Origin of the sequence: Sulfitobacter sp. AS92 (assembly GCF_038900015.1) — a bacterium.
GTDB lineage: Bacteria > Pseudomonadota > Alphaproteobacteria > Rhodobacterales > Rhodobacteraceae > Sulfitobacter.
This window is the reverse complement of sequence record NZ_JBBMQL010000004.1, coordinates 1-20,476: the sequence shown is the minus strand read 5'-3', so window position 1 is coordinate 20,476 and position 20,476 is coordinate 1. Positions and strand designations below refer to the sequence as shown.

The 20,476-nt window shown below is 60.0% G+C and carries 21 protein-coding genes; 10 read left to right on the top strand and 11 right to left on the bottom strand.

All coding sequences use genetic code 11. The features are described 5' to 3' along the window. Positions 1-37 precede the first annotated feature (37 nt). On the top strand, positions 38-1,495 hold the full coding sequence (locus tag WNY61_RS09025; RefSeq protein ID WP_342851130.1) for a cobyric acid synthase: 1,458 nt from the start codon (positions 38-40) through the stop codon (positions 1,493-1,495). A gap of 32 nt (positions 1,496-1,527) precedes the next feature. On the opposite strand, the gene WNY61_RS09020 is transcribed toward WNY61_RS09025, so the two are convergent. Both WNY61_RS09020 and WNY61_RS09015 read right to left on the bottom strand, forming a co-directional pair. Then, entirely contained in the window at positions 1,528-2,640 is a 1,113-nt protein-coding gene (locus WNY61_RS09020) for an S-(hydroxymethyl)glutathione dehydrogenase/class III alcohol dehydrogenase (RefSeq protein WP_342851423.1), read from the bottom strand. Between the two features lie 139 nt (positions 2,641-2,779). Beyond that, the gene (locus tag WNY61_RS09015) at positions 2,780-3,241 is read right to left on the bottom strand and encodes an Lrp/AsnC family transcriptional regulator (RefSeq protein WP_342851129.1); all 462 of its coding nucleotides are present in this window, start codon (positions 3,239-3,241) and stop codon (positions 2,780-2,782) included. 125 nt (positions 3,242-3,366) lie between these two features. Between WNY61_RS09015 and WNY61_RS09010 the strand changes: the two genes are divergently transcribed. Beyond that, positions 3,367-6,768 (top strand): indolepyruvate ferredoxin oxidoreductase family protein, encoded by a 3,402-nt coding sequence (locus WNY61_RS09010; protein ID WP_342851128.1) that lies wholly within the window; start codon positions 3,367-3,369, stop codon positions 6,766-6,768. On the opposite strand, the gene WNY61_RS09005 is transcribed toward WNY61_RS09010, so the two are convergent. Further along, positions 6,760-7,857 (bottom strand): cupin domain-containing protein, encoded by a 1,098-nt coding sequence (locus WNY61_RS09005; protein WP_342851127.1) that lies wholly within the window; start codon positions 7,855-7,857, stop codon positions 6,760-6,762. The genes WNY61_RS09010 and WNY61_RS09005 overlap by 9 nt on opposite strands. A gap of 439 nt (positions 7,858-8,296) precedes the next feature. On the opposite strand from WNY61_RS09005, the gene WNY61_RS09000 reads away from it, so the two are divergent. Continuing rightward, a complete protein-coding gene (locus tag WNY61_RS09000) occupies positions 8,297-9,274 on the top strand; it encodes a response regulator (RefSeq protein WP_342851126.1) in 978 nt (325 codons plus the stop codon). Positions 9,275-9,345: 71 nt separating this feature from the next. On the opposite strand, the gene WNY61_RS08995 is transcribed toward WNY61_RS09000, so the two are convergent. Both WNY61_RS08995 and WNY61_RS08990 read right to left on the bottom strand, forming a co-directional pair. Continuing rightward, positions 9,346-9,714, bottom strand: a complete 369-nt coding sequence (locus WNY61_RS08995; RefSeq protein ID WP_342851125.1) for a hypothetical protein — start codon at positions 9,712-9,714, stop codon at positions 9,346-9,348. A 1-nt stretch (position 9,715) separates the two neighbouring features. Beyond that, entirely contained in the window at positions 9,716-9,955 is a 240-nt protein-coding gene (locus WNY61_RS08990; protein ID WP_007120503.1) for an Lrp/AsnC family transcriptional regulator, read from the bottom strand. A 160-nt stretch (positions 9,956-10,115) separates the two neighbouring features. On the opposite strand from WNY61_RS08990, the gene hisB reads away from it, so the two are divergent. Then, positions 10,116-10,703 (top strand): imidazoleglycerol-phosphate dehydratase HisB, encoded by a 588-nt coding sequence (hisB, locus tag WNY61_RS08985; RefSeq protein WP_342851124.1) that lies wholly within the window; start codon positions 10,116-10,118, stop codon positions 10,701-10,703. Positions 10,704-10,707: 4 nt separating this feature from the next. Continuing rightward, positions 10,708-11,346 carry an imidazole glycerol phosphate synthase subunit HisH gene (gene hisH, locus WNY61_RS08980; protein WP_342851123.1) on the top strand — a complete coding sequence of 213 codons (639 nt, stop codon included), beginning with the start codon at positions 10,708-10,710 and terminating at the stop codon, positions 11,344-11,346. A gap of 174 nt (positions 11,347-11,520) precedes the next feature. Here the strand turns inward: hisH and WNY61_RS08975 are convergent, their stop codons facing one another. Then, positions 11,521-11,910, bottom strand: a complete 390-nt coding sequence (locus WNY61_RS08975; RefSeq protein WP_342851122.1) for a DUF2147 domain-containing protein — start codon at positions 11,908-11,910, stop codon at positions 11,521-11,523. 129 nt (positions 11,911-12,039) lie between these two features. Between WNY61_RS08975 and hisA the strand changes: the two genes are divergently transcribed. Genes hisA through WNY61_RS08960 form a run of 3 tightly spaced genes read left to right on the top strand, consistent with a single transcriptional unit; the run spans position 12,040 to position 13,829 of the window. Beyond that, positions 12,040-12,759: a 1-(5-phosphoribosyl)-5-[(5-phosphoribosylamino)methylideneamino]imidazole-4-carboxamide isomerase gene (hisA, locus tag WNY61_RS08970; protein WP_007120507.1), complete on the top strand. Its 720-nt coding sequence runs from the start codon at positions 12,040-12,042 to the stop codon at positions 12,757-12,759. Between the two features lie 3 nt (positions 12,760-12,762). Further along, entirely contained in the window at positions 12,763-13,524 is a 762-nt protein-coding gene (gene hisF / locus WNY61_RS08965) for an imidazole glycerol phosphate synthase subunit HisF (RefSeq protein ID WP_342851121.1), read from the top strand. Beyond that, positions 13,521-13,829 carry a phosphoribosyl-ATP diphosphatase gene (locus WNY61_RS08960; protein WP_342851120.1) on the top strand — a complete coding sequence of 103 codons (309 nt, stop codon included), beginning with the start codon at positions 13,521-13,523 and terminating at the stop codon, positions 13,827-13,829. The genes hisF and WNY61_RS08960 overlap by 4 nt, the downstream gene beginning before the upstream one ends. On the opposite strand, the gene WNY61_RS08955 is transcribed toward WNY61_RS08960, so the two are convergent. Next, positions 13,830-14,243, bottom strand: a complete 414-nt coding sequence (locus tag WNY61_RS08955) for a CoA-binding protein (protein ID WP_342851119.1) — start codon at positions 14,241-14,243, stop codon at positions 13,830-13,832. A gap of 200 nt (positions 14,244-14,443) precedes the next feature. Here WNY61_RS08955 and WNY61_RS08950 point away from each other — a divergent pair, with 200 nt between their 5' ends. Both WNY61_RS08950 and WNY61_RS08945 read left to right on the top strand, forming a co-directional pair. Continuing rightward, positions 14,444-15,697 (top strand): acyl-CoA dehydrogenase family protein, encoded by a 1,254-nt coding sequence (locus tag WNY61_RS08950; RefSeq protein WP_342851422.1) that lies wholly within the window; start codon positions 14,444-14,446, stop codon positions 15,695-15,697. Position 15,698: 1 nt separating this feature from the next. Continuing rightward, on the top strand, positions 15,699-16,475 hold the full coding sequence (locus tag WNY61_RS08945; RefSeq protein ID WP_342851118.1) for an SDR family oxidoreductase: 777 nt from the start codon (positions 15,699-15,701) through the stop codon (positions 16,473-16,475). A gap of 9 nt (positions 16,476-16,484) precedes the next feature. On the opposite strand, the gene WNY61_RS08940 is transcribed toward WNY61_RS08945, so the two are convergent. The 4 genes from WNY61_RS08940 to WNY61_RS08925 all read right to left on the bottom strand — a co-directional run bounded on the left by WNY61_RS08940 (position 16,485) and on the right by WNY61_RS08925 (position 20,321). Next, the gene (locus WNY61_RS08940; protein ID WP_342851117.1) at positions 16,485-17,360 is read right to left on the bottom strand and encodes an acyl-CoA thioesterase II; all 876 of its coding nucleotides are present in this window, start codon (positions 17,358-17,360) and stop codon (positions 16,485-16,487) included. 85 nt (positions 17,361-17,445) lie between these two features. Continuing rightward, a complete protein-coding gene (locus WNY61_RS08935) occupies positions 17,446-18,480 on the bottom strand; it encodes a phosphotransferase family protein (RefSeq protein ID WP_342851116.1) in 1,035 nt (344 codons plus the stop codon). Continuing rightward, positions 18,477-19,469, bottom strand: a complete 993-nt coding sequence (locus WNY61_RS08930; protein WP_342851115.1) for a nitronate monooxygenase family protein — start codon at positions 19,467-19,469, stop codon at positions 18,477-18,479. Before WNY61_RS08930 ends, WNY61_RS08935 begins: the two co-directional genes overlap by 4 nt. A 30-nt stretch (positions 19,470-19,499) precedes the next feature. Then, a complete protein-coding gene (locus tag WNY61_RS08925; protein WP_342851114.1) occupies positions 19,500-20,321 on the bottom strand; it encodes an SDR family oxidoreductase in 822 nt (273 codons plus the stop codon). Positions 20,322-20,476: the final 155 nt, after the last annotated feature.

Genomic DNA, 20,476 nt, shown 5'->3' with positions numbered 1-20,476 from the left:
TTTTGCGCCAGTTTGCGCAAAACAGAGGCAGAATGACATGACCAAAGCCATCATGATACAGGGCACCGGCAGTAATGTCGGCAAGTCGATGATCGTTGCCGGATTGATCCGCGCCTGCGCCCGTCGGGGGCTGCGGGTCCGACCGTTCAAACCGCAGAACATGTCCAACAACGCCGCCGTCACCGAAGACGGGGGCGAGATTGGCCGCGCGCAGGCGTTGCAAGCGCGTGCCGCTCGCGTGGCGCCGCATACGGACATGAATCCGGTGCTGTTGAAGCCCCAAAGCGCCACGGGCGCGCAGGTCGTGGTGCAAGGCCAGATCGCAGGCCAGCAAGAGGCGCGAGAGTTTGGGCGCAACAAAGCCAGTCTGATGCCCGCCGTGCTGCAATCCTTTCACCGTTTGGCCGAAAATTGCGACTTGATCGTGATCGAGGGCGCAGGTTCCCCAGCTGAGACCAACCTGCGGGCAGGCGATATCGCCAACATGGGCTTTGCCCGCGCCGCCGGGGTATCTGTGGTGCTGATGGGCGACATCGACCGTGGCGGGGTGATCGCGCAGATCGTCGGTACGCAAGCGGTGCTTGATCAGGAAGACAACGCGCTGATCCGGGGCTTTGCCGTTAACAAGTTCCGGGGTGACCGCAGCCTGTTCGACGCAGGGAGAGACGACATCGCCGCGCGCACTGGCTGGCCGAGCCTAGGTGTGATCCCATGGTTCGACGCCGCCCACCGCCTGCCCGCCGAGGACGTGATGGACCTGCCCGCCCGCGCCCGTTCCGGTGGCTCGGGCTGTGTCATCGCCGTGCCACGCCTGCCCCGGATCGCCAATTTCGACGATCTTGATCCATTGGCCGCCGAGCCGGGCATCGACCTGCGGATGATCATGCCCGGCAGCCCCCTGCCCGCCGACGCCGATCTCGTGCTGATGGTCGGGTCGAAATCCACGATCTCCGATCTCGAAGCCTTCCGGGCCGAGGGGTGGGACATCGACCTCGCAGCGCATATTCGCCGGGGCGGTCATGTGCTAGGGCTTTGCGGTGGTTATCAAATGCTGGGTCAGACGATCACCGATCCGCAGGGCATCGAAGGCCCGGCGGCGCAGGTCGTGGGGTTGGGGCATCTGGATGTCGAGACAACGATGGCCCCGCTGAAGCATTTGTCGGAAAAGACCGGCCAGCACCCTGCCAGTGGCAGCGATCTCACGGGCTATGAAATCCACATCGGTGAAACCACCGGCCCCGATTGCGCCCGCGCGTGGCTTACCTTCGACGGTACACCCGAAGGCGCGGCCTCACGCTCGGGCCGGGTACAAGGCTGCTATATGCATGGAATTTTCAGCTCAGACGCCTTCCGCCGCGCCTATCTCAGCGATTTCGGCGTGACCTCGTCGCTGGATTTTGAGAGCGGCGTGGATGATGCGCTCGACGCGCTCGCCAATCACGTCGAGACCTATATGAATGTCGACCTGTTCCTCTCCCTCGCGGCAGAGGTTTAGGCTGGAGAGCGCGCGGCCCCCCAACCCAATATTTAGAATTCGACGACCGCGCGGATCGATTCACCTTTGTGCATCAATTCAAAGCCTTCGTTGATCTGATCCAGAGTCAGTTTGTGGGTGATCATCGGGTCGATCTCGATCTTGCCGTTCATGTACCAATCAACGATCTTGGGCACGTCCGTCCGCCCCTTGGCCCCACCAAAGGCGGTCCCGCGCCAAACCCGGCCCGTCACCAGTTGGAATGGCCGCGTAGAAATCTCGGCCCCCGCAGGTGCCACGCCGATGATGATGCTCTCGCCCCAGCCTTTATGCGCGCACTCTAGCGCGTCGCGCATGACCTTAGTGTTGCCGGTCGCGTCAAAGGAATAGTCCGCGCCGCCTTTGGTCACTTCGACCAAATGCGCCACCAAATCGCCGTCGACGCTCTTGGGGTTCACGAAATCGGTCATCCCGAAATAACGCCCGACCTCTTCCTTGTCGTCGTTCAGATCCACGCCCACGATCTGATCTGCACCCGCCATTCGCAGGCCTTGGATCACGTTCAACCCGATACCGCCCAGCCCGAAGACCACGCAGCGCGCACCGATCTCGACTTTGGCAGTGTTGATAACCGCGCCGATGCCCGTGGTGACGCCACAACCGATGTAGCAAATTTTATCGAACGGCGCGTCTTTGCGCACTTTGGCCAGCGCGATTTCAGGCACCACGGTGTGATTGGCGAAGGTCGAGCAGCCCATATAGTGGTGGATCGGCGTGCCATCGAGCATCGAAAACCGCGTTGTGCCGTCGGGCAACAGGCCTTGGCCTTGGGTCACGCGGATTTTTTGGCACAGGTTGGTTTTTCCGCTCAGGCAGTATTCACACTCGCGGCATTCCGGCGTGTAGAGCGGGATCACATGGTCACCCGGCTCCAGCGTGGTCACGCCCTCGCCGACTTCCAGCACAACGCCTGCGCCTTCATGGCCGAGGATCGCGGGGAAGATGCCTTCGGGATCATCGCCAGAGCGGGTGAATTCATCGGTGTGGCAAAGGCCGGTCGCTTTGATCTCGACCAAGACCTCGCCGCGCTTCGGTCCTTCGAGGTTCACCTCCATGATTTCAAGCGGTTTGCCAGCTTCGACAGCGACGGCGGCACGGGTTCTCATCATGGGTCTCTCCTTCGAGGTTAATCACTTGGTGCTATATGGAGCACGCCCGCATCAAATGTCCATTTCTGAAAGCGGCGCAAGTCACGATCCGCTGCGCGTCGACTGGCAATAAGCGGCGGGCCGATTGAATGGCGCCTCAACCAGTAATCGGCGCATTGGCTTTGATCTGTCGCAGGATCACATTTGTCGTGGCAGAGTTCACCGCCGGGTGAAGGAACAGAAAACTTTCGAGAAAAGCGTTATAAGCCTCGATATCCCGGCAAAGAACACGCAGATGATAGTCGGCCTGACCGGTGGTGGCGAAACATTCCGTCACCTCCTTGCGGGACTGGATGGCGCTGATGAAACTGGCCAATGCCGAGGCATCATGCCGGGTCAGATGCACATGCACCATCGCCTCAAACCCCAGCCCCATCGCCTTTGGTTCAACGATGGCGGCATAGCGCTTGATGACCCCCGTCTGCTCCAACGCCTTGACCCGCCGCCAGCAGGCAGAGGCGGAGATATTCAGCTTTTCTGCCAGTTGCGCATTCGGCAGACGCGAATCCTGCTGGAGTAAGGTCACCAGCTGGCGGTCTGTCGCATCCATCTCACTCATCGAATAAATCTTTCACTGTGGAGGACCTTACTGGTCAGTTTATCCATGCTTCACGCTGATAGCTAGAAAATCTGGCACGAAAATCCATCAGAACCGCGCTATACTACCTCTTGAGGAGCACCCCAATGACTGAACAACCGCGCGAATTCACCACTTATAAACTCGACGACCGCTATGATCTGACCGAGGGCCGCGTCTTTCTGACCGGGACGCAGGCTCTGGTGCGGATCATGCTAGATCAAGCCCGCCGCGACCGCGATGCAGGGCTCAAGACAGCGGGTTTCGTCTCGGGATATCGCGGTTCACCGCTGGGTGGGCTCGACCTTGAATATTGGCGTATTAAGACCCGCGTGGCCGACGCGGGGGTTAAATTCTTGCCCGCCGTCAACGAAGATTTGGGCGCCACCGCCGTGCTCGGCGCGCAGCAGGCGCATCTTGACCCTCATGCGGAGGTCGAGGGCGTCTTTTCCATGTGGTACGGCAAAGGACCGGGGGTCGACCGCTCGGGCGACGCGCTGAAACATGGCAACGCCTATGGCTCGGCACCCAAGGGCGGCGTGCTGGTGGTGGCGGGTGATGACCACGGCTGTGTGTCGTCCTCAATGCCACACCAATCCGACGTGGCCTTTATGTCGTGGTTCATGCCAACGCTGAACCCGGCGTCGGTGGCCGAATATCAAGCCTTTGGTGAGTACGGCGTCGCGCTGTCGCGGTTTTCGGGCACATGGGTCGGGTTCAAGGCGATCTCGGAAACCGTTGAAAGCGGCGCGTCGGTCGATCTGACCCCGGACAGGGTGTTTAACCAGCCCGACTACACTGCCCCCGCGGGCGGGTTGCACGTTCGCTTGGGTGATCTCCCCTCTGCCGAGATTGAAACGCGCATCCATCACAAGCTGGAGGCTGTTCAGGCCTTCCTCCGCGCCAACCCGATTGACCGGCATATCTATGACACGCCGGATGCCAATTTTGGCATCGTCACCACCGGCAAAGGCCACCTTGACACGATGGAGGCGCTGCGGCTTTTGGGGCTGAATGAGGACAAATGCCGTGCGCTTGGCATCGACATCTATAAAATCGGAATGGTCTGGCCACTGGCGCTGGATGACGCGCTCACCTTTGTGAAGGGCAAGCGCGAAGTGCTTGTTATCGAAGAGAAACGCGGCATCATCGAAAGCCAGTTCAAAGAGGCGTTTTACGACTGGCCCGGCTCCAAACCCGCGCGGATGGTGGGCAAGCACGACGAAAACCTTAAAGAACTGGTGCCGTGGACGGGCGAGCTCTCGCCGCTGAAACTGGTGCCGATCATCGCGGCCCGGCTGCATGCCTTCTTTCCCGAAGAGAAACTCGTTGAAAAGGCCCGCGCGCTGACCGATCAGCCACCCGTTCTACTGAACGTGCCAGGTGCCACCCGCACCCCCTATTTCTGTTCAGGCTGCCCGCATAACTCCTCAACCAAGCTGCCAAAAGGGTCCAAAGCCAACTCCGGCATCGGCTGCCATGTCATGGCGTCATGGATGGACCGCGACACGGCGGGTTTCGCGCAGATGGGCGGCGAAGGCGTGCCGTGGATCGCGACCTCAATGTTCAACGGGGGCAAGCATGTTTTCCAGAACCTGGGCGAAGGCACGTGGTATCACTCCGGCTCTCTCGCGATCCGCCAAGCGGTCGCAGCCAAGACAAATATCACCTATAAAATCCTCTATAACGACGCCGTAGCGATGACCGGGGGGCAACCGGTCGATGGCCCCATATCCGTCGCCGCGATTGCGCAGGCTTGCCGGGCCGAAGGCGTCGCGCGCATTGCACTGGTGTCAGACCGGCCCGAGTTGTTGGCCAAGTCAGATTTCCCTGCAGAGACAAGCTTTGACCACCGCCGCGATCTGGACCGCGTACAGCGCGAGTTGCGCGAAATTCCGGGTGTCACCGTGCTGATCTATGAGCAAACCTGCGCCACCGAAAAACGCCGCAAGCGCAAGCGCGGGCAAATGGAGGACCCCAAGAAATTCGTGATGATCAACGATCTGGTCTGCGAAGGGTGCGGTGATTGTTCGTTAGAATCCAACTGTTTGAGCGTCGAGCCCAAGAAGACCGAGTTCGGTACAAAACGGCAAATCAACCAATCGACCTGCAACAAAGATTACTCTTGCCTGAACGGTTTCTGCCCGTCCTTCGTGACGGTTGAAGGTGGCAGCCGCCGCAAGCGATCGGGCGCGGGGCTGGATGTGGCAGGCCTCTCGGCACAACTGCCGATGCCTGTGCTGCCGAAACTCGACCAGCCTTTCAATCTGCTGGTGACCGGCGTCGGCGGCACCGGCGTGGTGACCGTGGGCGCGCTCATCACCATGGCCGCCCACCTCGAAGGTTTGGGCTCCAGCGTGCTCGATTTCACCGGATTTGCGCAAAAGTTCGGCACCGTGCTGGGCTATGTCCGCATCGCGCAGCGGCCCCAAGAGGTGCATCAGGTGCGCATCGACCAAGCCGCCGCCGATGCGGTGATCGGCTGCGATATGGTCGTAAGCTCGGCCCCCAAAGCTTCGGCTCATTATCGCCGTGGCACGCGGATCGTGCTGAACCGTGCCGAAATGCCCACCGGCGATCTGGTGCTGAACCGCGATGCCGATCTGCGCATCGACGACCGCCAAGCGGTCATCGCGCAGGCGGTGGGCATCGAAAACCTTAGCGCCTTTGACGCCAACCGCATGGCAGAAGTGTTGATGGGCGATGCGGTTTTTGCCAACGTGATGATGCTGGGGTTTGCGTGGCAAAAGGGGCTGGTTCCCGTCTCGCTCACGGCCCTTGAACAGGCGATTGAGTTGAACGGCGTCGTGCCTGACAAAAACCGCGCGGCCTTTGGTTTTGGCCGCGTCATGGCGGGCAACCCTGAGGCGATCGAGGCGCATTTTGCCCCCGCCCCCAAGCCCGATGAAACGGTAGACGCGCTGATCGCCCGTCGGATGGAATTATTGTCCGACTACCAGAACGCCGCCTATGCCCAGCGCTATAAATCGCAGCTCGATGCGCTTGCGTCCGAACTGCCGGATGGCTCAGACGAGCTGATGCGTGCAGCGGCGAAATCGCTGTTCAAGCTTATGGCCTATAAGGATGAATACGAAGTCGCCCGCCTGCACCGTCAAAGCGGTTTTGGAGAGCGGATCGCCGACAGCTTTGAGGGCGATTACAAGGTGCATTACCACCTCGCCCCGCCTGCATGGCCCACCGGCAAAGATGGTCGTGGCCGCCCCAATAAGCGCAAGTTCGGACCTTGGATGGGGCGCGCCTTTGACGTGCTAGCAGCGCTGAAACCGTTGCGCGGCACATGGGCCGATCCTTTCGCCTATGGCGCTGACCGCAAACTCGAAGTGGCGCTGATCAACTGGTTTGAAGGTGTCATGGCGAAGGCGCCCGCCCTACCCCATGATGTGGCGATTGAGGTGTTGAGCGCACCGATGGAGATCCGCGGCTACGGCCCCGTGAAAGAGGCCGCTGCCGAAAAGGTGCAAGCCGAAGTCGCAGCAAAGTTAGCCTAAGAGCGTTGTCGCAAAATCGCCGCGCAGCCCGGCTTCGAGCAGTTCGAGGTCGGGCGAGCAGTCCGAATACTGCGCCACCATGCCCGGCGGAATGACAAAAGCGTCACCTGCATGCAGCCTCCGGCTCTCCTGCCCCTCGGCGCTCAGCATCATGCTGCCTTCCATGACAAAGGTGAAATGAATGTCGGCGTTATGCTTGCTGGGGGGTGGTGTGCCCCCATCAAACCGCGCCACCTGAATGCCCGCCACGCCTTTTGTCCCCTTAACGATGCCCGTATCCCGCGCGGCAAATCCCGGAATGCGAAAAGGCTGCCAGGTTGCTTGATCCCTGATGTGATGCACAAAGGTCTGCCCGTCCCACTCGCGGGTCGGATCACCTTTGCCGTTCGGCAGGGTCATCTCATGGTCGATGGTCGTCACATGCTCCGCAGGCACACCGATCTCGATCACCTCAATGGAAGGCGAGGCTTCGACCACCCGGTGCCGGATCCGGGGCGGTTGCGTCACGCAATCGCCCGCATGCAGCCGGATCACATCACCTTGATCCTCATAAAGCACATCGACCCAGCCGCGATAACAAAAAATCAACTGAAAACCGACCGTATGATAATGCACCATATCCGGCACCGGTCCGCCGTCGGGGATGCGGATATGGCTCGCGATGATCGACCCGCCCAAGCGCGACGGAATCAAATCGCGGTAGTGCATGCCTGCGCGGCCGATCACCCAAGGTGCCTCATCCGCGAGCCGTCTGACGGCGAATTCATGCCGAGTTTCTGGCTGTTCCACCTGCGGAGAGCGCGGCACAACTTCAACTGTTGTGCCATTGGGGGCAGTCAACCGGCGCTGACCTTGGGCAAAGCTGTCAGGATCGTCGGTTAAAATACGCAAATGCCCCGGTGCCACGGTGACACCCCGCTCAATCCTCACCCGAACACCGTGGCCCGAGAAGCTGGCTACCGAAGGATCATCCGCCGGAAAAATGCTTTCAAGGCGCATACCTAAGACATTGGTAAAGAAGGGCAGATCATCTCTAAGCTCCTGCGTGGGCAAGAGAAACTCGGCTAAAATGTCGTCCGGCGTCGGCATCAATCTGTCCATTCTTGCGTTTCTCATATCAATTGAACGCGCAGCGCCACGTCCGTCAACAGATCGTGAGCGGCTACTTTCGAAAAGGTTCCGATTTCATATTGCCCATCCACGCTTAGCCTCGCGTTCGTCTCATGACTGCATAAAAACTGCACTTTCTCGCCCAGTTGTGACACCAATTACCGCCCTCCTCGATCTGCAATTTTTCTAAATACGCGCCCAATCGGCACTCGTAATGCGGGAAAGACGGGCTGTTGGTCTACACTCCCCTAGGAATTCAGCGGTTTTGCAAAACGTCAAAATATGGTTAATGATTTTGGTCACGCCACAAGCTATTGGTGCAGCAGCGTCACAATTTCGCCGGGTTTATGCGACTAAATGTAAACAGAATGTGAAGACATCCGGACTGCCCGTCTGCCCCACGAAAGAGGTGCCAAAAATGAAAATCCTTGCCGTTGACGATGACCCCTTTATTCGCGAACTGCTGCCCGTCGTTTTCCGCGAGGCTGACTACCCACACTTAACGCTTGCTGATTCCGGTGCTGCCGCTTTGGAATTACTTGCAACGACCAAAGAGCAATTTGACTGCCTGCTTCTGGACATTGAGATGCCCGAGATGGACGGCATCACACTGTGCCGTCACATACGCGCCTTGGATGCCTATCAAGACACGCCGATCCTGATGGTGACCTCGCGTTCTGATGCAACCGCGATTGAGCGTGCCTTTGCCGCGGGCGCCAATGACTATGTGACCAAGCCTTTTGACGTGAAAGACATCGCAACCCGTGTGCATATCGCTGAACGAATGCTTGAAAACACGCAACGCGCGCCGCGTCTCGACCCGCATCAATTACCGCCGGGAGGCGAGCCCGGCACCCATGAGTTTGAGCTCACAGACCCGGTGCATATCGGCAGGGTCGAGCAGTTGGTGCTCCCCTTCTCACTAGGCAATTACCTGTCGCAACTCTCACGACAACACATTGACATGTGCCAAGTTTTTGCGACCAAGATCGAGCATATCGACGAGCTTTTCGCCACGTGCAATACACGCGAATTTGCCCGCGCCATTGCCGCATCCGCCGAGGCGGTTGCCCGAGTGGTCGATTGCCCGCAATTGCTGATGACACATAATGGGTCCGGCACGCTTCTTTGCATCGTGACAGGCGACAGCCTGCCCGCATGGCCCGAGATCGAAATTTTGGTCCAAGCCGAGCTGGACGCTATGGACCTGCGCCACGACGATAACAGCCCAATGTCGGTCATGCTTTCCGTGGGTGGCCCGATCCAGCCTAACGCCAGCCGCACCCAACGGGTAAGAAAGACATTTGACCGTGCCATCCGCCGGGTCACGATGCGCCAAAAGGTCAAACTAGACAGCTCGCCATCGCAAAAACCCTCCGTTTCTGCGGCGCACTAGCTCTTTCAAAGATCGCACACCAAAAACCCGCCTTCAGGCGGGTTTACTCATTCCAGCCTGTACTAAGCAGTTCAATTGATAGGGAATTGCACCAAACACCGCTCCGCAATGCGGCGATAATCCTCAAGCGTATCTGGCACGCTGCGCCGGTCGCGCATTATCTCCATCGCCGCACGCTTCTGCGCCCACGTACCTTCGACGTGGCGATCAAGGATGCGAACGGTGATGCCTAACATTACGTTCTTCTCCCCCTCCCCGATCATCTCTGCGGCTGACAAGGCCACAGCGGTCAGCGCCAACGTATTGGCGCAGCGCAGGGCTGCGGCCTCACGGCCTTCATAAACACGTTGCGCGGCCGTCGCGACACTCGGCGTGCTCAAAAGCGCAACGGTTGAAAGGACGCAGACAGTTACGGGCAGTAAAGAGATAACGCGCCACACCTTAAAATACCTTGAAGGTCATCGTCGTCAGGGAACGCTCAATCCCCTCAATGTCCAACAGGTTGTCGTTGATATAAACGCCCACATCTTCTCCCTTGGGGATATAAAGCTTCATCAGCAGATCATATTCGCCGGAGGTCGAATAGAGCTCGGAATGGATTTCGCGCAGGGCAATCTCCTCGGCCACACGATAGGTCGTGCCCGGTCGGCAGCGGATCTGGATGAATACGCAGGTGGTCATGGCGCGCCTCTTTCTGGGATTTGGTTCAAGCTGACATATGGGCCCTGCCCCCGCAATCCCCGATCGCGCCGGCATAAGGGAAAGGCAAGGCCCCGCTTGGGCTTGGCGTGGCGGCATGCCCTGCTATAAGAGCGCTGCAATTGCTTTTCGGAGATGCCCCATGCGTCGCAGCACCCTGACCCGCACCACCGCCGAGACTGACATCACGGTCGAGATCAATCTCGACGGCACCGGTACCTATGACAATGAAACCGGCGTGGGCTTTTTTGACCATATGCTCGACCAATTGTCGCGCCACTCGCTGATCGACATCAAAGTGCGCGCCAAGGGCGATCTGCACATCGACGATCACCACACCGTCGAAGATGTGGGCATCACGTTGGGCCAAGCGCTGACCCAAGCGCTCGGCGACAAACGCGGCATCCGCCGCTATGGGTCTTGCCTGCTGGCAATGGACGACGCGCAGGTCCGCTGCGCGCTCGACCTATCGGCACGCCCCTTTCTGATCTGGAATGTCGATTTCCCAACCAGCAGTATAGGCACCTTCGACACCGAACTGGTACGTGAATTCTTCCAAGCGATCAGCACCCACGGCGGCATTACGCTGCATGTCGATGCACTGCACGGTTTCAACAGCCACCACATCGCCGAAGCGGCCTTCAAATCCGTCGCCCGCGCCCTGCGCGAAGCGGTTGAGACCGACCCGCGCAAAGCCGACGCGATCCCCTCCACCAAAGGCGCATTGTGATCAGATGCTGACAGCCATTATCGACTACGAGTCCGGGAACCTGCATTCTGCGCACAAAGCCTTTGAACGCATGGCGCGCGAGACCGACGCGGGCGAAGTCGTCGTCACCGCTGATGCCGATATCGTGGCCCGCGCCGACCGTTTGGTGCTGCCCGGCGATGGCGCGTTCCCTGCCTGTATGGCAGCCCTTAAGGGCGCCGGCGGCCTCTATGACGCGATGGTTGAAGCGGTCGAAGAAAAAGGCCGCCCCTTCCTTGGCATCTGCGTGGGCATGCAGCTGATGGCAAGCATGGGCCGCGAGTACAAAGACACACCCGGCTTGGGCTGGATCGGTGGTGAGGTGACCAAAATCACCCCTGCTGACTCCAAGCTTAAAGTGCCACATATGGGCTGGAACGATCTGGTGATCGACCATGACCACGCCATTTTTGACGGGCTAAAGACCGGCGATCATACCTATTTCGTTCACAGCTATCACATGGCCGTGGCAGAACCGGCCGAACGTCTTGCGCACGTCGACTATGGCGGTGATGTCACGGCGATCATCGGCCGTGATACGATGTTGGGAATGCAGTTTCATCCGGAGAAGAGCCAGACTACCGGCCTGCGGCTGATCTCGAACTTTCTGACTTGGGCCCCTTAACGACCGCTGCGCCTGCTGCGCCGTCGGACGGTATTTAAGAAAGGATGAAGGGAAAAGCCCACCATTTTCATCCTTTTACAAATACCGCTGCGTCGCGCTTCATCCACACGCGACGCAAAAATGGCGCGATGACCTCTCTCCGCGCCATTTTATCTCTTTTACTTCCTGCAAGAGTTACTTGATGCGCGCCCAAGTCTGCTTGGAACAGATCAGCCCGCCTGCAATGCAGCCTGAAAGCTTAAGGGAATCGCCTGCAACGTCCATCTTGCCGATGTAGATTTTGCCATTGGACGGGCGCCAAACTTTGCCTGCATATTTGCCGCCGCCTTCAGGCTTCATGTCGATCACCAGCGTTTTGCCGATGTTGGGCGACTTGTATTCGCCGCTGTCGTTGAAGGTGCGTGCGATGGTACCGCAGACAGCGCCGCCACAGGGGGCCATTTTTACATGGGCATAGGCGCCGTCATCTACTTGGGTCTGCCAAATCCCGACTGCGGGGCCTGCCGCATAGGCGGCACCGGTCAGACTAAGGCCCAAAAGGCCCGCTGCAATAAACTGTTTCATGATCTCTCCTCCCGATCTGGCTTTACTGTTGTCCATCACTTTGTTTCGGGCAAGATTGACCTTGGGTCGCGTTGCAAAATCCGTGATGACGTGCAAAAGGAAACCAATGTTCAGAACAAGGGCCCGGCCATGATCCTCTATCCCGCCATCGATCTCAAAGACGGTCAGGCTGTGCGCCTTGTGCATGGTGACATGGACCGGGCCACCGTCTTTAACGACGACCCCGCAGCACAGGCACTTAGCTTCGTAGACGCGGGCTGCGAGTGGCTGCATTTGGTTGATCTCAATGGTGCCTTTGCCGGGACACCGGTGAATGCAGCCCCAGTTGAGGCGATCCTGAAAGCCTGCAAGGTGCCGGCACAATTGGGCGGCGGCATTCGCGATATGGCGACCATTGAAAGCTGGCTCGATAAGGGTTTGGCGCGGGTGATCCTTGGCACCGTGGCCGTGGAAAACCCCGATCTGGTGCGTGAAGCTGCTGCCGCTTTCCCCGGTCATGTGGCCGTTGGGATTGACGCGCGAAACGGGCGTGTTGCGACCAAAGGTTGGGCGACAGAGACCGATGTTATGGCCACTGACCTTGCCAAATCCTTTGAAGACGCAGGCGTGGCGGCGATCATCTATACCGATATCAACCGCGACGGCGCGATGGGCGGGCCGAATGTCAGCGCCACCGCCGATCTGGCGCGGGCCGTGTCGATCCCGGTGATTGCCTCCGGTGGGGTGTCCTCGCTCGATGATCTGGCAGCACTGCGCGATACAGGCGTGATCGAGGGCGCGATCTCGGGCCGGGCGCTTTATGATGGGGCGATTGATCTGGCGGCTGCCATGCAAATGTTGAAGGGCTGAGCCATGCTGAAGACCCGCATCATCCCCTGTCTTGACGTGGCCGACGGGCGCGTGGTGAAGGGCGTGAATTTTGTTGGCCTGCGGGATGCGGGCGATCCGGTTGATGCTGCGATTGCCTATGATGCGGCAGGGGCGGATGAGCTGTGTTTCCTTGATATTCACGCGACCCATGAGAACCGTGGGACGATGTTCGATTTGGTCACGCGCACGGCAGAGCATTGTTATATCCCTTTGACCGTGGGTGGCGGTGTTCGCACCGTGGCGGATGTGCGCGCCTTGCTGCTTGCGGGGGCGGATAAGGTCAGTTTCAACTCTGCCGCTGTGGCCAACCCGGATGTGATTGCAGAAGCCGCGGATCATTTCGGCAGCCAGTGCATCGTCTGCGCCATTGATGCCAAAACCGTCAGCCCCGGCAAATGGGAGATTTTCACCCATGGCGGGCGCAAGCCCACGGGCATTGATGCGGTGGAGTTTGCGCAACTGGTCGCGGAGAAGGGCGCGGGGGAAATCCTGCTGACTTCGATGGACCGCGACGGCACCAAACAGGGGTTCAACCTGCCGCTGACCCGTGCCATTTCCGATGCCGTATCGGTACCGGTCATCGCCTCGGGCGGGGTTGGCAATTTGGATCACCTCGTCGACGGGGTGATCGAAGGCGGTGCTTCGGCTGTGCTGGCGGCATCCATCTTTCACTTCGGCGAATATACCGTGCAGGAGGCCAAGCAACATATGGCCGCCGCGGGCATTCCAGTGAGGCTTTCATGACGCTTGATGATCTTTACGCCACCATCCTGAGCCGCAAAGAGGCTGATCCGTCAAGCAGTTGGACTGCGCAGTTGCTGGCTAAAGGGCCGGAGAAATGCGCCGAGAAATTTGGTGAGGAAGCCGTCGAGGCTATCATCGAGGCGGTGAAAAATGACCGCGCTGGCCTTACCTCTGAAGCTGCCGATGTTCTGTATCACCTACTGGTCATGCTGGCGGCACGCGATGTGCCGCTGAGCGATGTGCTGGAGGAATTGGCTCGCCGCCAGTCGACCTCAGGCATCGCCGAGAAGGCCGCGCGCACGTAATCACCCGAGCAGGCGCGGGATTTCGACTTTGGGGCAGCGGTCTTGGATCACATCCACGCCGCGCGCTTCAGCCTTGGCCGCTGCTTCGGCATTGGTGATCCCCATCTGCATCCAGATCGTTTCAAGATCGGGGAAAGCTGCAAGTGCCTCATCGACCACGGGGGGCACATCCTCAGAGCGGCGGAAGATGTCGACCATCTGCACCGGTGGATCAATCTCGGCCAATGTTGCGACGATGGTTTTGCCAAAGACCTCTTTGCCCGCATGGACCGGGTTTACCGGCACCACGTCATAGCCTTTTTCCGCAAGATATTTAGCGACATAGTGGCTGGGCCGCGCCGGATTGGGGGACACGCCGACCACTGCAATGCGGCGGGTGCGGGTGAGGACGTCTTTGATCAATGCATCTGTCATAAAGCGAACCTAAGCGTTTGCGCCTAGGTTTCAATGCCGTTGTGACGCGGCGTAAAGCGCGGCACATCCCCCTGCCCGCGATTGGCAAGCCTGCGGTGATTGCATAGGCTCCCCCTTAACAGACCCGTCGCGCGGAGGAGCGGGGCGGCATCTCATACCATCATCACCGGGAGCACAGGATGATCGATCAGACCATGGACATGAACAATCTCGAAATGTCGGAGAAAGCCAAGCCGCTTTTGGCCGCTGTTACCAAGCACATCCGCGAGAATGTCGATCCGATCACCGAGGAGTTCTTTCGGCTTGGCGAAGGCCGCGCCGACCGTTGGTCCTATGCGCCCGGTCAGTTGGAACTGCTCGACGGGGCCAAGCAAAAGGCGCGTGAGGCGGGGTTGTGGAACTTCTTTTTGCCGAATGCCGAAACGGGCGAAGGGCTGGCGAACCTCGATTACGCCTATATCGCCGCTGAATTGGGCAAAAGCCCGCTGGCACCTGAGACCCTGAACTGCTCTGCCCCCGACACTGGCAATATGGAGGTGCTGGAACGCGTCGGAACGCCTGAACAAAAGGAGCAATGGTTAAAGCCCCTGCTCGCGGGCGAAATCCGTTCGGCCTTTGCGATGACTGAGCCGGATGTGGCCTCTTCTGATGCGCGGAATATTTCGACCAGCGCGGTTTTGGATGGCGACGATTGGGTCATTAACGGCGAGAAGTTCTATATCTCCGGCGCGGGTGATCCGCGCTGTAAGATCATGATTGTGATGGTAAAAACCTCGCCCGAGGCGGAGACGTTCCGGCAGCAGAGCCAGATCCTCGTGCCAATGGACACGCCCGGCGTCGAAATCCTCGGGCCGATGCATGTTTTCGGTCACGACGACGCGCCCCATGGGCATATGCACATCCGCTTTACCGACGTGCGGGTTCCGCACGAAAACGTGCTTTGGGGTGAAGGGCGCGGGTTTGAGATCAGTCAGGTGCGGCTGGGGCCGGGTCGGATTCACCACTGCATGCGCTCAATTGGGTCAGCAGAAAAGGCACTGGACCTGATGATAGAGCGGGGGCTGGGGCGCGAGGCCTTTGGCAAGAAGATCATCGACCTTGGCAAGAACATGGAAACCATCAGCCGCGCGCGGATCGACATCGAAGCGATGCGGCTCATGGTGCTGAAGGCCGCCAAAGCGATGGATGTGCTGGGCAATAAAGAGGCGCGGATCTGGGTCAGCATGATCAAGGCACTGGTGCCGGAAAAGGCTTGCGAGATTATCGACGCCTCGATGCAGGTGCATGGCGCGACGGGGATGAGCCAGTGGAGCCCGCTGTCAGGCATGTACACTTGGCAGCGTGCACTGCGCTTCGCCGATGGGCCCGATGAGGTGCACCACCAGGTGATCGCACGGGCCGAGGTGAAGGCGTTTCAGGCGTCAAACACGCGCGGCACGAAGAGCGACAGCTGACGTGGAGCTTCAAGGGCGCGTCATCGTCATCACCGGTGCCGCCAGCGGCATCGGGCGGGCGCTCGCGCTGCGCTTTGCGCGGGAGGCGCCTGCGCATATCGTCTGCGTGGATATCGACGGCGCGGGGGCCGAAGCGACGGCGGCTGAGGTCGGCGGCACGGCGTTCCGCGTCGATGTCTCTAGTGAGGCCGAGATCGCGACGCTGATCGCAGAGGTCGAGCGTGATATCGGGCCGATTGATCTGTTCTGCTCTAACGCTGGTATCTCAGTCGAGGGCGGCGTCGAAGTGCCGGATGCAGACTGGCAGCGCATCTGGGAGATCAACGTGATGAGCCATGTGCGCGCGGCGCGGCATCTGGTGCCGCTGATGCGTGCGCGGGGCGGTGGATATTTGTTAAACACGGCCTCGGCAGCGGGATTGCTTAATCAGGTCGGGGCCGCGCCCTATGGGGTCACGAAACACGCCGCCGTTGGCCTCGCTGAATGGCTGGCAATGACCTATGGCGATGATGGGATTAAGGTTTCGGTGCTTTGCCCTCAGGCCGTGCGAACCGAGATGATGCGCGGGCTGGAAGATCATATCGCCGCGATTGATGGCATGCTGGAGCCCGAGCCAGTGGCCGAGGCCTGCGTAGAGGCGATCCGCGATGAGGTGTTTCTGGTGCTGCCGCATCCGCAGGTACGTGACTATATACAAGGCAAGGCGCAGGACTATGACCGCTGGATCGCCGGGATGCGTAAATTAAACCGGCGGTTTGGGAGACCCGACGCGAAGTAGCGTCAAGCCTTAGCTTTCGCCTTTCGGACGTATCGGGCGCAGCAGCCCCTCTTGCGCCACGCTTGCCACCAACTGCCCGTTCTGATTGTAAATCATCCCGCGATTGAACCCGCGCGCGCCACCGGTAAAGGGCGCATCCAGTGCGTAAAGATGCCATTCATCGAACCGGATCGGCGCGTGGAACCACATGGCGTGGTCAAGGCTCGCCGTCATCACCTTGCCCTGAAACCACGTCAGCCCATGGGGCCGCAAGGAGGAGCCCAGCAGATTCATATCAGAGGCATAGGCCAAAAGCGCGTGCTGCATCACCGGCCCCTGCCCCTCGGCCGCGGCCATGCGGAACCACAGATAGTTGCGGTCGCCGACCTTTTCCGGTGTCATGAAATCGCGCGGCTCGACCTCGCGAATTTCAATGGGCCGCTCACGCAGAAAATCACTGCGGTATGTTTCTGGCAGCTTCTCGGCAAAAGCCTCGCGGAGTTCAGGCCGATCAGGCCAGTTTTCAGGTGCAGAGACCTGCGGCATCTCATGCTGCCAATCAAACCCTTCTTCCGCCACCTGAAAAGACGCGGAAAGGTTCAGGATCTGTTTGCCATGCTGAATTGCCACCACCCGCCGGGTTGTGAAACTGCCCCCATCGCGGGCGCGGTCGACCTGATAGATCACGGGTATTTTCGGGTCACCGGGCCGGATGAAATAGGCGTGGAGCGAGTGGCACGTGCGCTCCGGCACCGTGCGATAAGCCGCCATCAGCGCCTGCGCGATCACATGGCCGCCAAAGATCCGCATCGAGGTCTCACCCCCGGCGCCCGTGCCCCGAAACAGATCGACCTCAAGCTGTTCGATATCCAGCAGATCAAGCAATTGCCGCGCAGCAGTGGTCATGGGTCATCCTTTCGGGCCGGGGTGTTCCGACCCTAGCAACAGGTTTTCGCGCCGAAGCTCAAGCACCAATAAGCCGCTGCCCCACTCAAGCGTCGCGATCGAGCGCCTCCAGCCCGTGGCGTGCAAAAACCGGAACATATTGCCCTAATTTTAGCCCATATTCGGGGTTGGACGCGTTGCCATCCAGAGCGCGTTTCAACACGCCTTGAATGATCGCGGCCATCCGGAAGAAGCAAAAGGCGAGGTAATAACCAAAGTTATCGATCTCCTTCAGCCCGCGCCTGCGGCAATAGGCGGCGATAAACTCCGCGTCCGTCGGCAGACCAAGCGCCTTGCGGTCCACTCCGGCCAAGCCGCGCCCCTCGGCGCCCACGGGCATCTGCCATTGCATGATAACAGCGGCGAGATCGGCAAAAGGGTGACCAATGGTCGAAAGCTCCCAATCCAAAACCGCGCGGCAAGCGGTGCCGTGGGTGTCAAAGATCATGTTGTCGATCCGGTAATCGCCATGCACCAGCGTGCGCTGCCCGTCATCCTCGGGTAACTCTTCGACCAGACGCTGCATCAGCGCATCCATATCAGGCTGGGGTTCCGTCTCGGACGCTCGGTATTGCTTTGACCAACGCCCGACCTGCCGCTCGAAATAGTTGCCGGGGGGGCCGTAATCTGACAGCCCCACTGCGTCGATGTCGACCTCATGCAGCGCAGCCAGCACGCCGTTCATCTCATCCACCACCGCGCCGCGATCGGCCGGGGTCAATTCCGGCAGGGTTGGGTCATTGAAATTGCGACCGGGCACATGGTCCATGACATAGAACATCGAGCCAATGACGCTTTCATCCTCGCAGAGCAAATGCATCCGCGCGACCGGCACCTGACTGTCGGCCAATGCCCGTTGCACCCGAAACTCCCTGTCGACTGCATGGGCGGATTTCAGCAGCGTTCCCGGGGGCTTGCGGCGCAGAACATAGTCATGCGCAGGGGTCGAAAGCAGGAAGGTGGGGTTCGACTGCCCCGCCTGAAACTTGGTCACCTCAAGCGGCCCGGCAAAGCCCGGCAGGTTCTCTTCCAACCAACGGCAGACCGCTGCCTCGTCCAAGGTTTGCGTGTCCGTGCTCATTGCGAAAACTCCGCAGCCAGTCGGGCACCGGCGGCGCGGTATTCCGCTTCGATCCGATCCACCAGTTCAGCCACCCCGCCGATCTGCTTGACCGCGCCAATGCCCTGCCCCGCGCCCCAGATTTCCTTCCATGCCTTAGGCTTGGACGACCCAGAGCCGAAGTTCATGGAAGAGGCGTCCGCCGAGGGCAGATCGTCAGGGTCCAGCCCCGCCGCCACAATCGAAGGCCGCAGATAGTTGCCCGACACCCCGGTGAAGAGCGACGAGGTCACGATGTCATCTGCCCCGCCCGAAACGATCATGTCCTTGTAACTGGGCACGGCGTTGGCTTCCTTCGTCGCGATGAAAGCCGAGCCCATATAGCCCAAATCCGCCCCCATGGCCCGCGCCGCCAAGAGCCCCTCGCCGGTGGCCAAGGCCCCCGAGAGCAGAAGTGGGCCATTGAACCATTCGCGGATTTCACGGATCAGCGCAAAGGGCGACTGCGGCCCCGCGTGCCCCCCGGCCCCAGCGGCCACGGCGATCAGCCCATCGGCGCCTTTCTCAATCGCCTTGCGGGCGAAGCGGTTGTTGATGATGTCATGCAGCACCACGCCGCCACAGGAATGCGCGGCCTCGTTCACCTCTACCCGCGCACCAAGCGAGGTGATCCAGATCGGCACTTTATGTTTTACACAAATCTCAAGGTCACGCTCCAACCGCGCGTTGGACCGGTGCACGATCTGGTTCACCGCAAAAGGTGCCGCAGGCCGGTCCGGGTTCTCTTGGTTGTGCTTATCTAGGGCTTCGGTGATCTGGCGCAGCCATGCGTCGAGCAGCGGCGGCTCGCCCTCCGCCTCCCGCGCGTTCAGCGCCGGGAACGACCCGACGATCCCCGCCTTACACTGCGCGATGACCAGTTCCGGACCCGACAGGATGAACATGGGCGATGCGACCAGCGGCAGGCGCAGACCGCGCAGGGCTTGGGGTAAATGGCTGTCGTCACGCATGGGCGCTCTCCGGCTGAATTTTCGTATTTGTCATGACAGTGCCCTTTCAAAGATATTCGGGCCTGACATCACGTTGATGCCACCGCTGACCGGGATCACCGCCCCGGTGACATAGGCCCCGCCGCGCCCACATAGGAACAGCATACAGCCCGCGATATCCTCATCTCGGCCGACGCGACCAAGCGGCACGTCTTGGCCCACGGCATCGCGCGTTGCCTCATCCTGCGTGGCGAAGGCCGTCATACGCGACACGAACGGGCCTGGTGCCAGCGCGTTCACGGTGATCCCCTCCCCGGCCAATTCCTTGGCAAGGATCTTGCTCAGATGGATCACCGCGGCCTTGGAGGCCGCATAGCTATAAGCCCCATCCCCCATCTCTCGCTCGCCCATGACCGAGCCGACGTTGACTACCCGTGCCGGATCATCCGCCGTGGCCCCGGACCGCAGAAGGGGAAGCAGCTTTTGCGTCAGATCAAAGAGACCGGCCACATTCACGCCCATGACTTTGTCCCATGCAGCAAAGGGAAATTGCCCTAGCGGCGCGCCCCAAGTCACCCCGGCGTTGTTCATCAGAATATGCAGTCGATCGCAGCGGGCCTGAACCACAGCCACTAGCGCATTAACGCCCTCTTCGCTGCCGACATCCCCGGCGAAACCTTCGGCGCTGCCGCGCGCGTTAAGAGCGTTTAATTCAGCCGCCACCGCTTCGCAGGCCTCTCCCGTCCGGCTGGCCAGCAAAACCCGCGCGCCAGCCCGCACCAAGGCCTCAGCCGCCATGCGCCCAATCCCCGTTGCGCCGCCGGTGATCAGCGCGGTCTTCCCCTCCAGCCCAAAGAGTGTCTCAATATCCATGTTCTGCCTCCCAGCGACGGTCTTGGCGCTACTGTGACAGGGCATTGGGCAGGGTCAAGCGGATGGCAAGCCGTCGGCTGAGTAACCGGGCGTCATATCGCGATCAAAAAGAACCCGCTGCCCCAAACGCAAAACCGCCGCTGCATGTTTTGCAG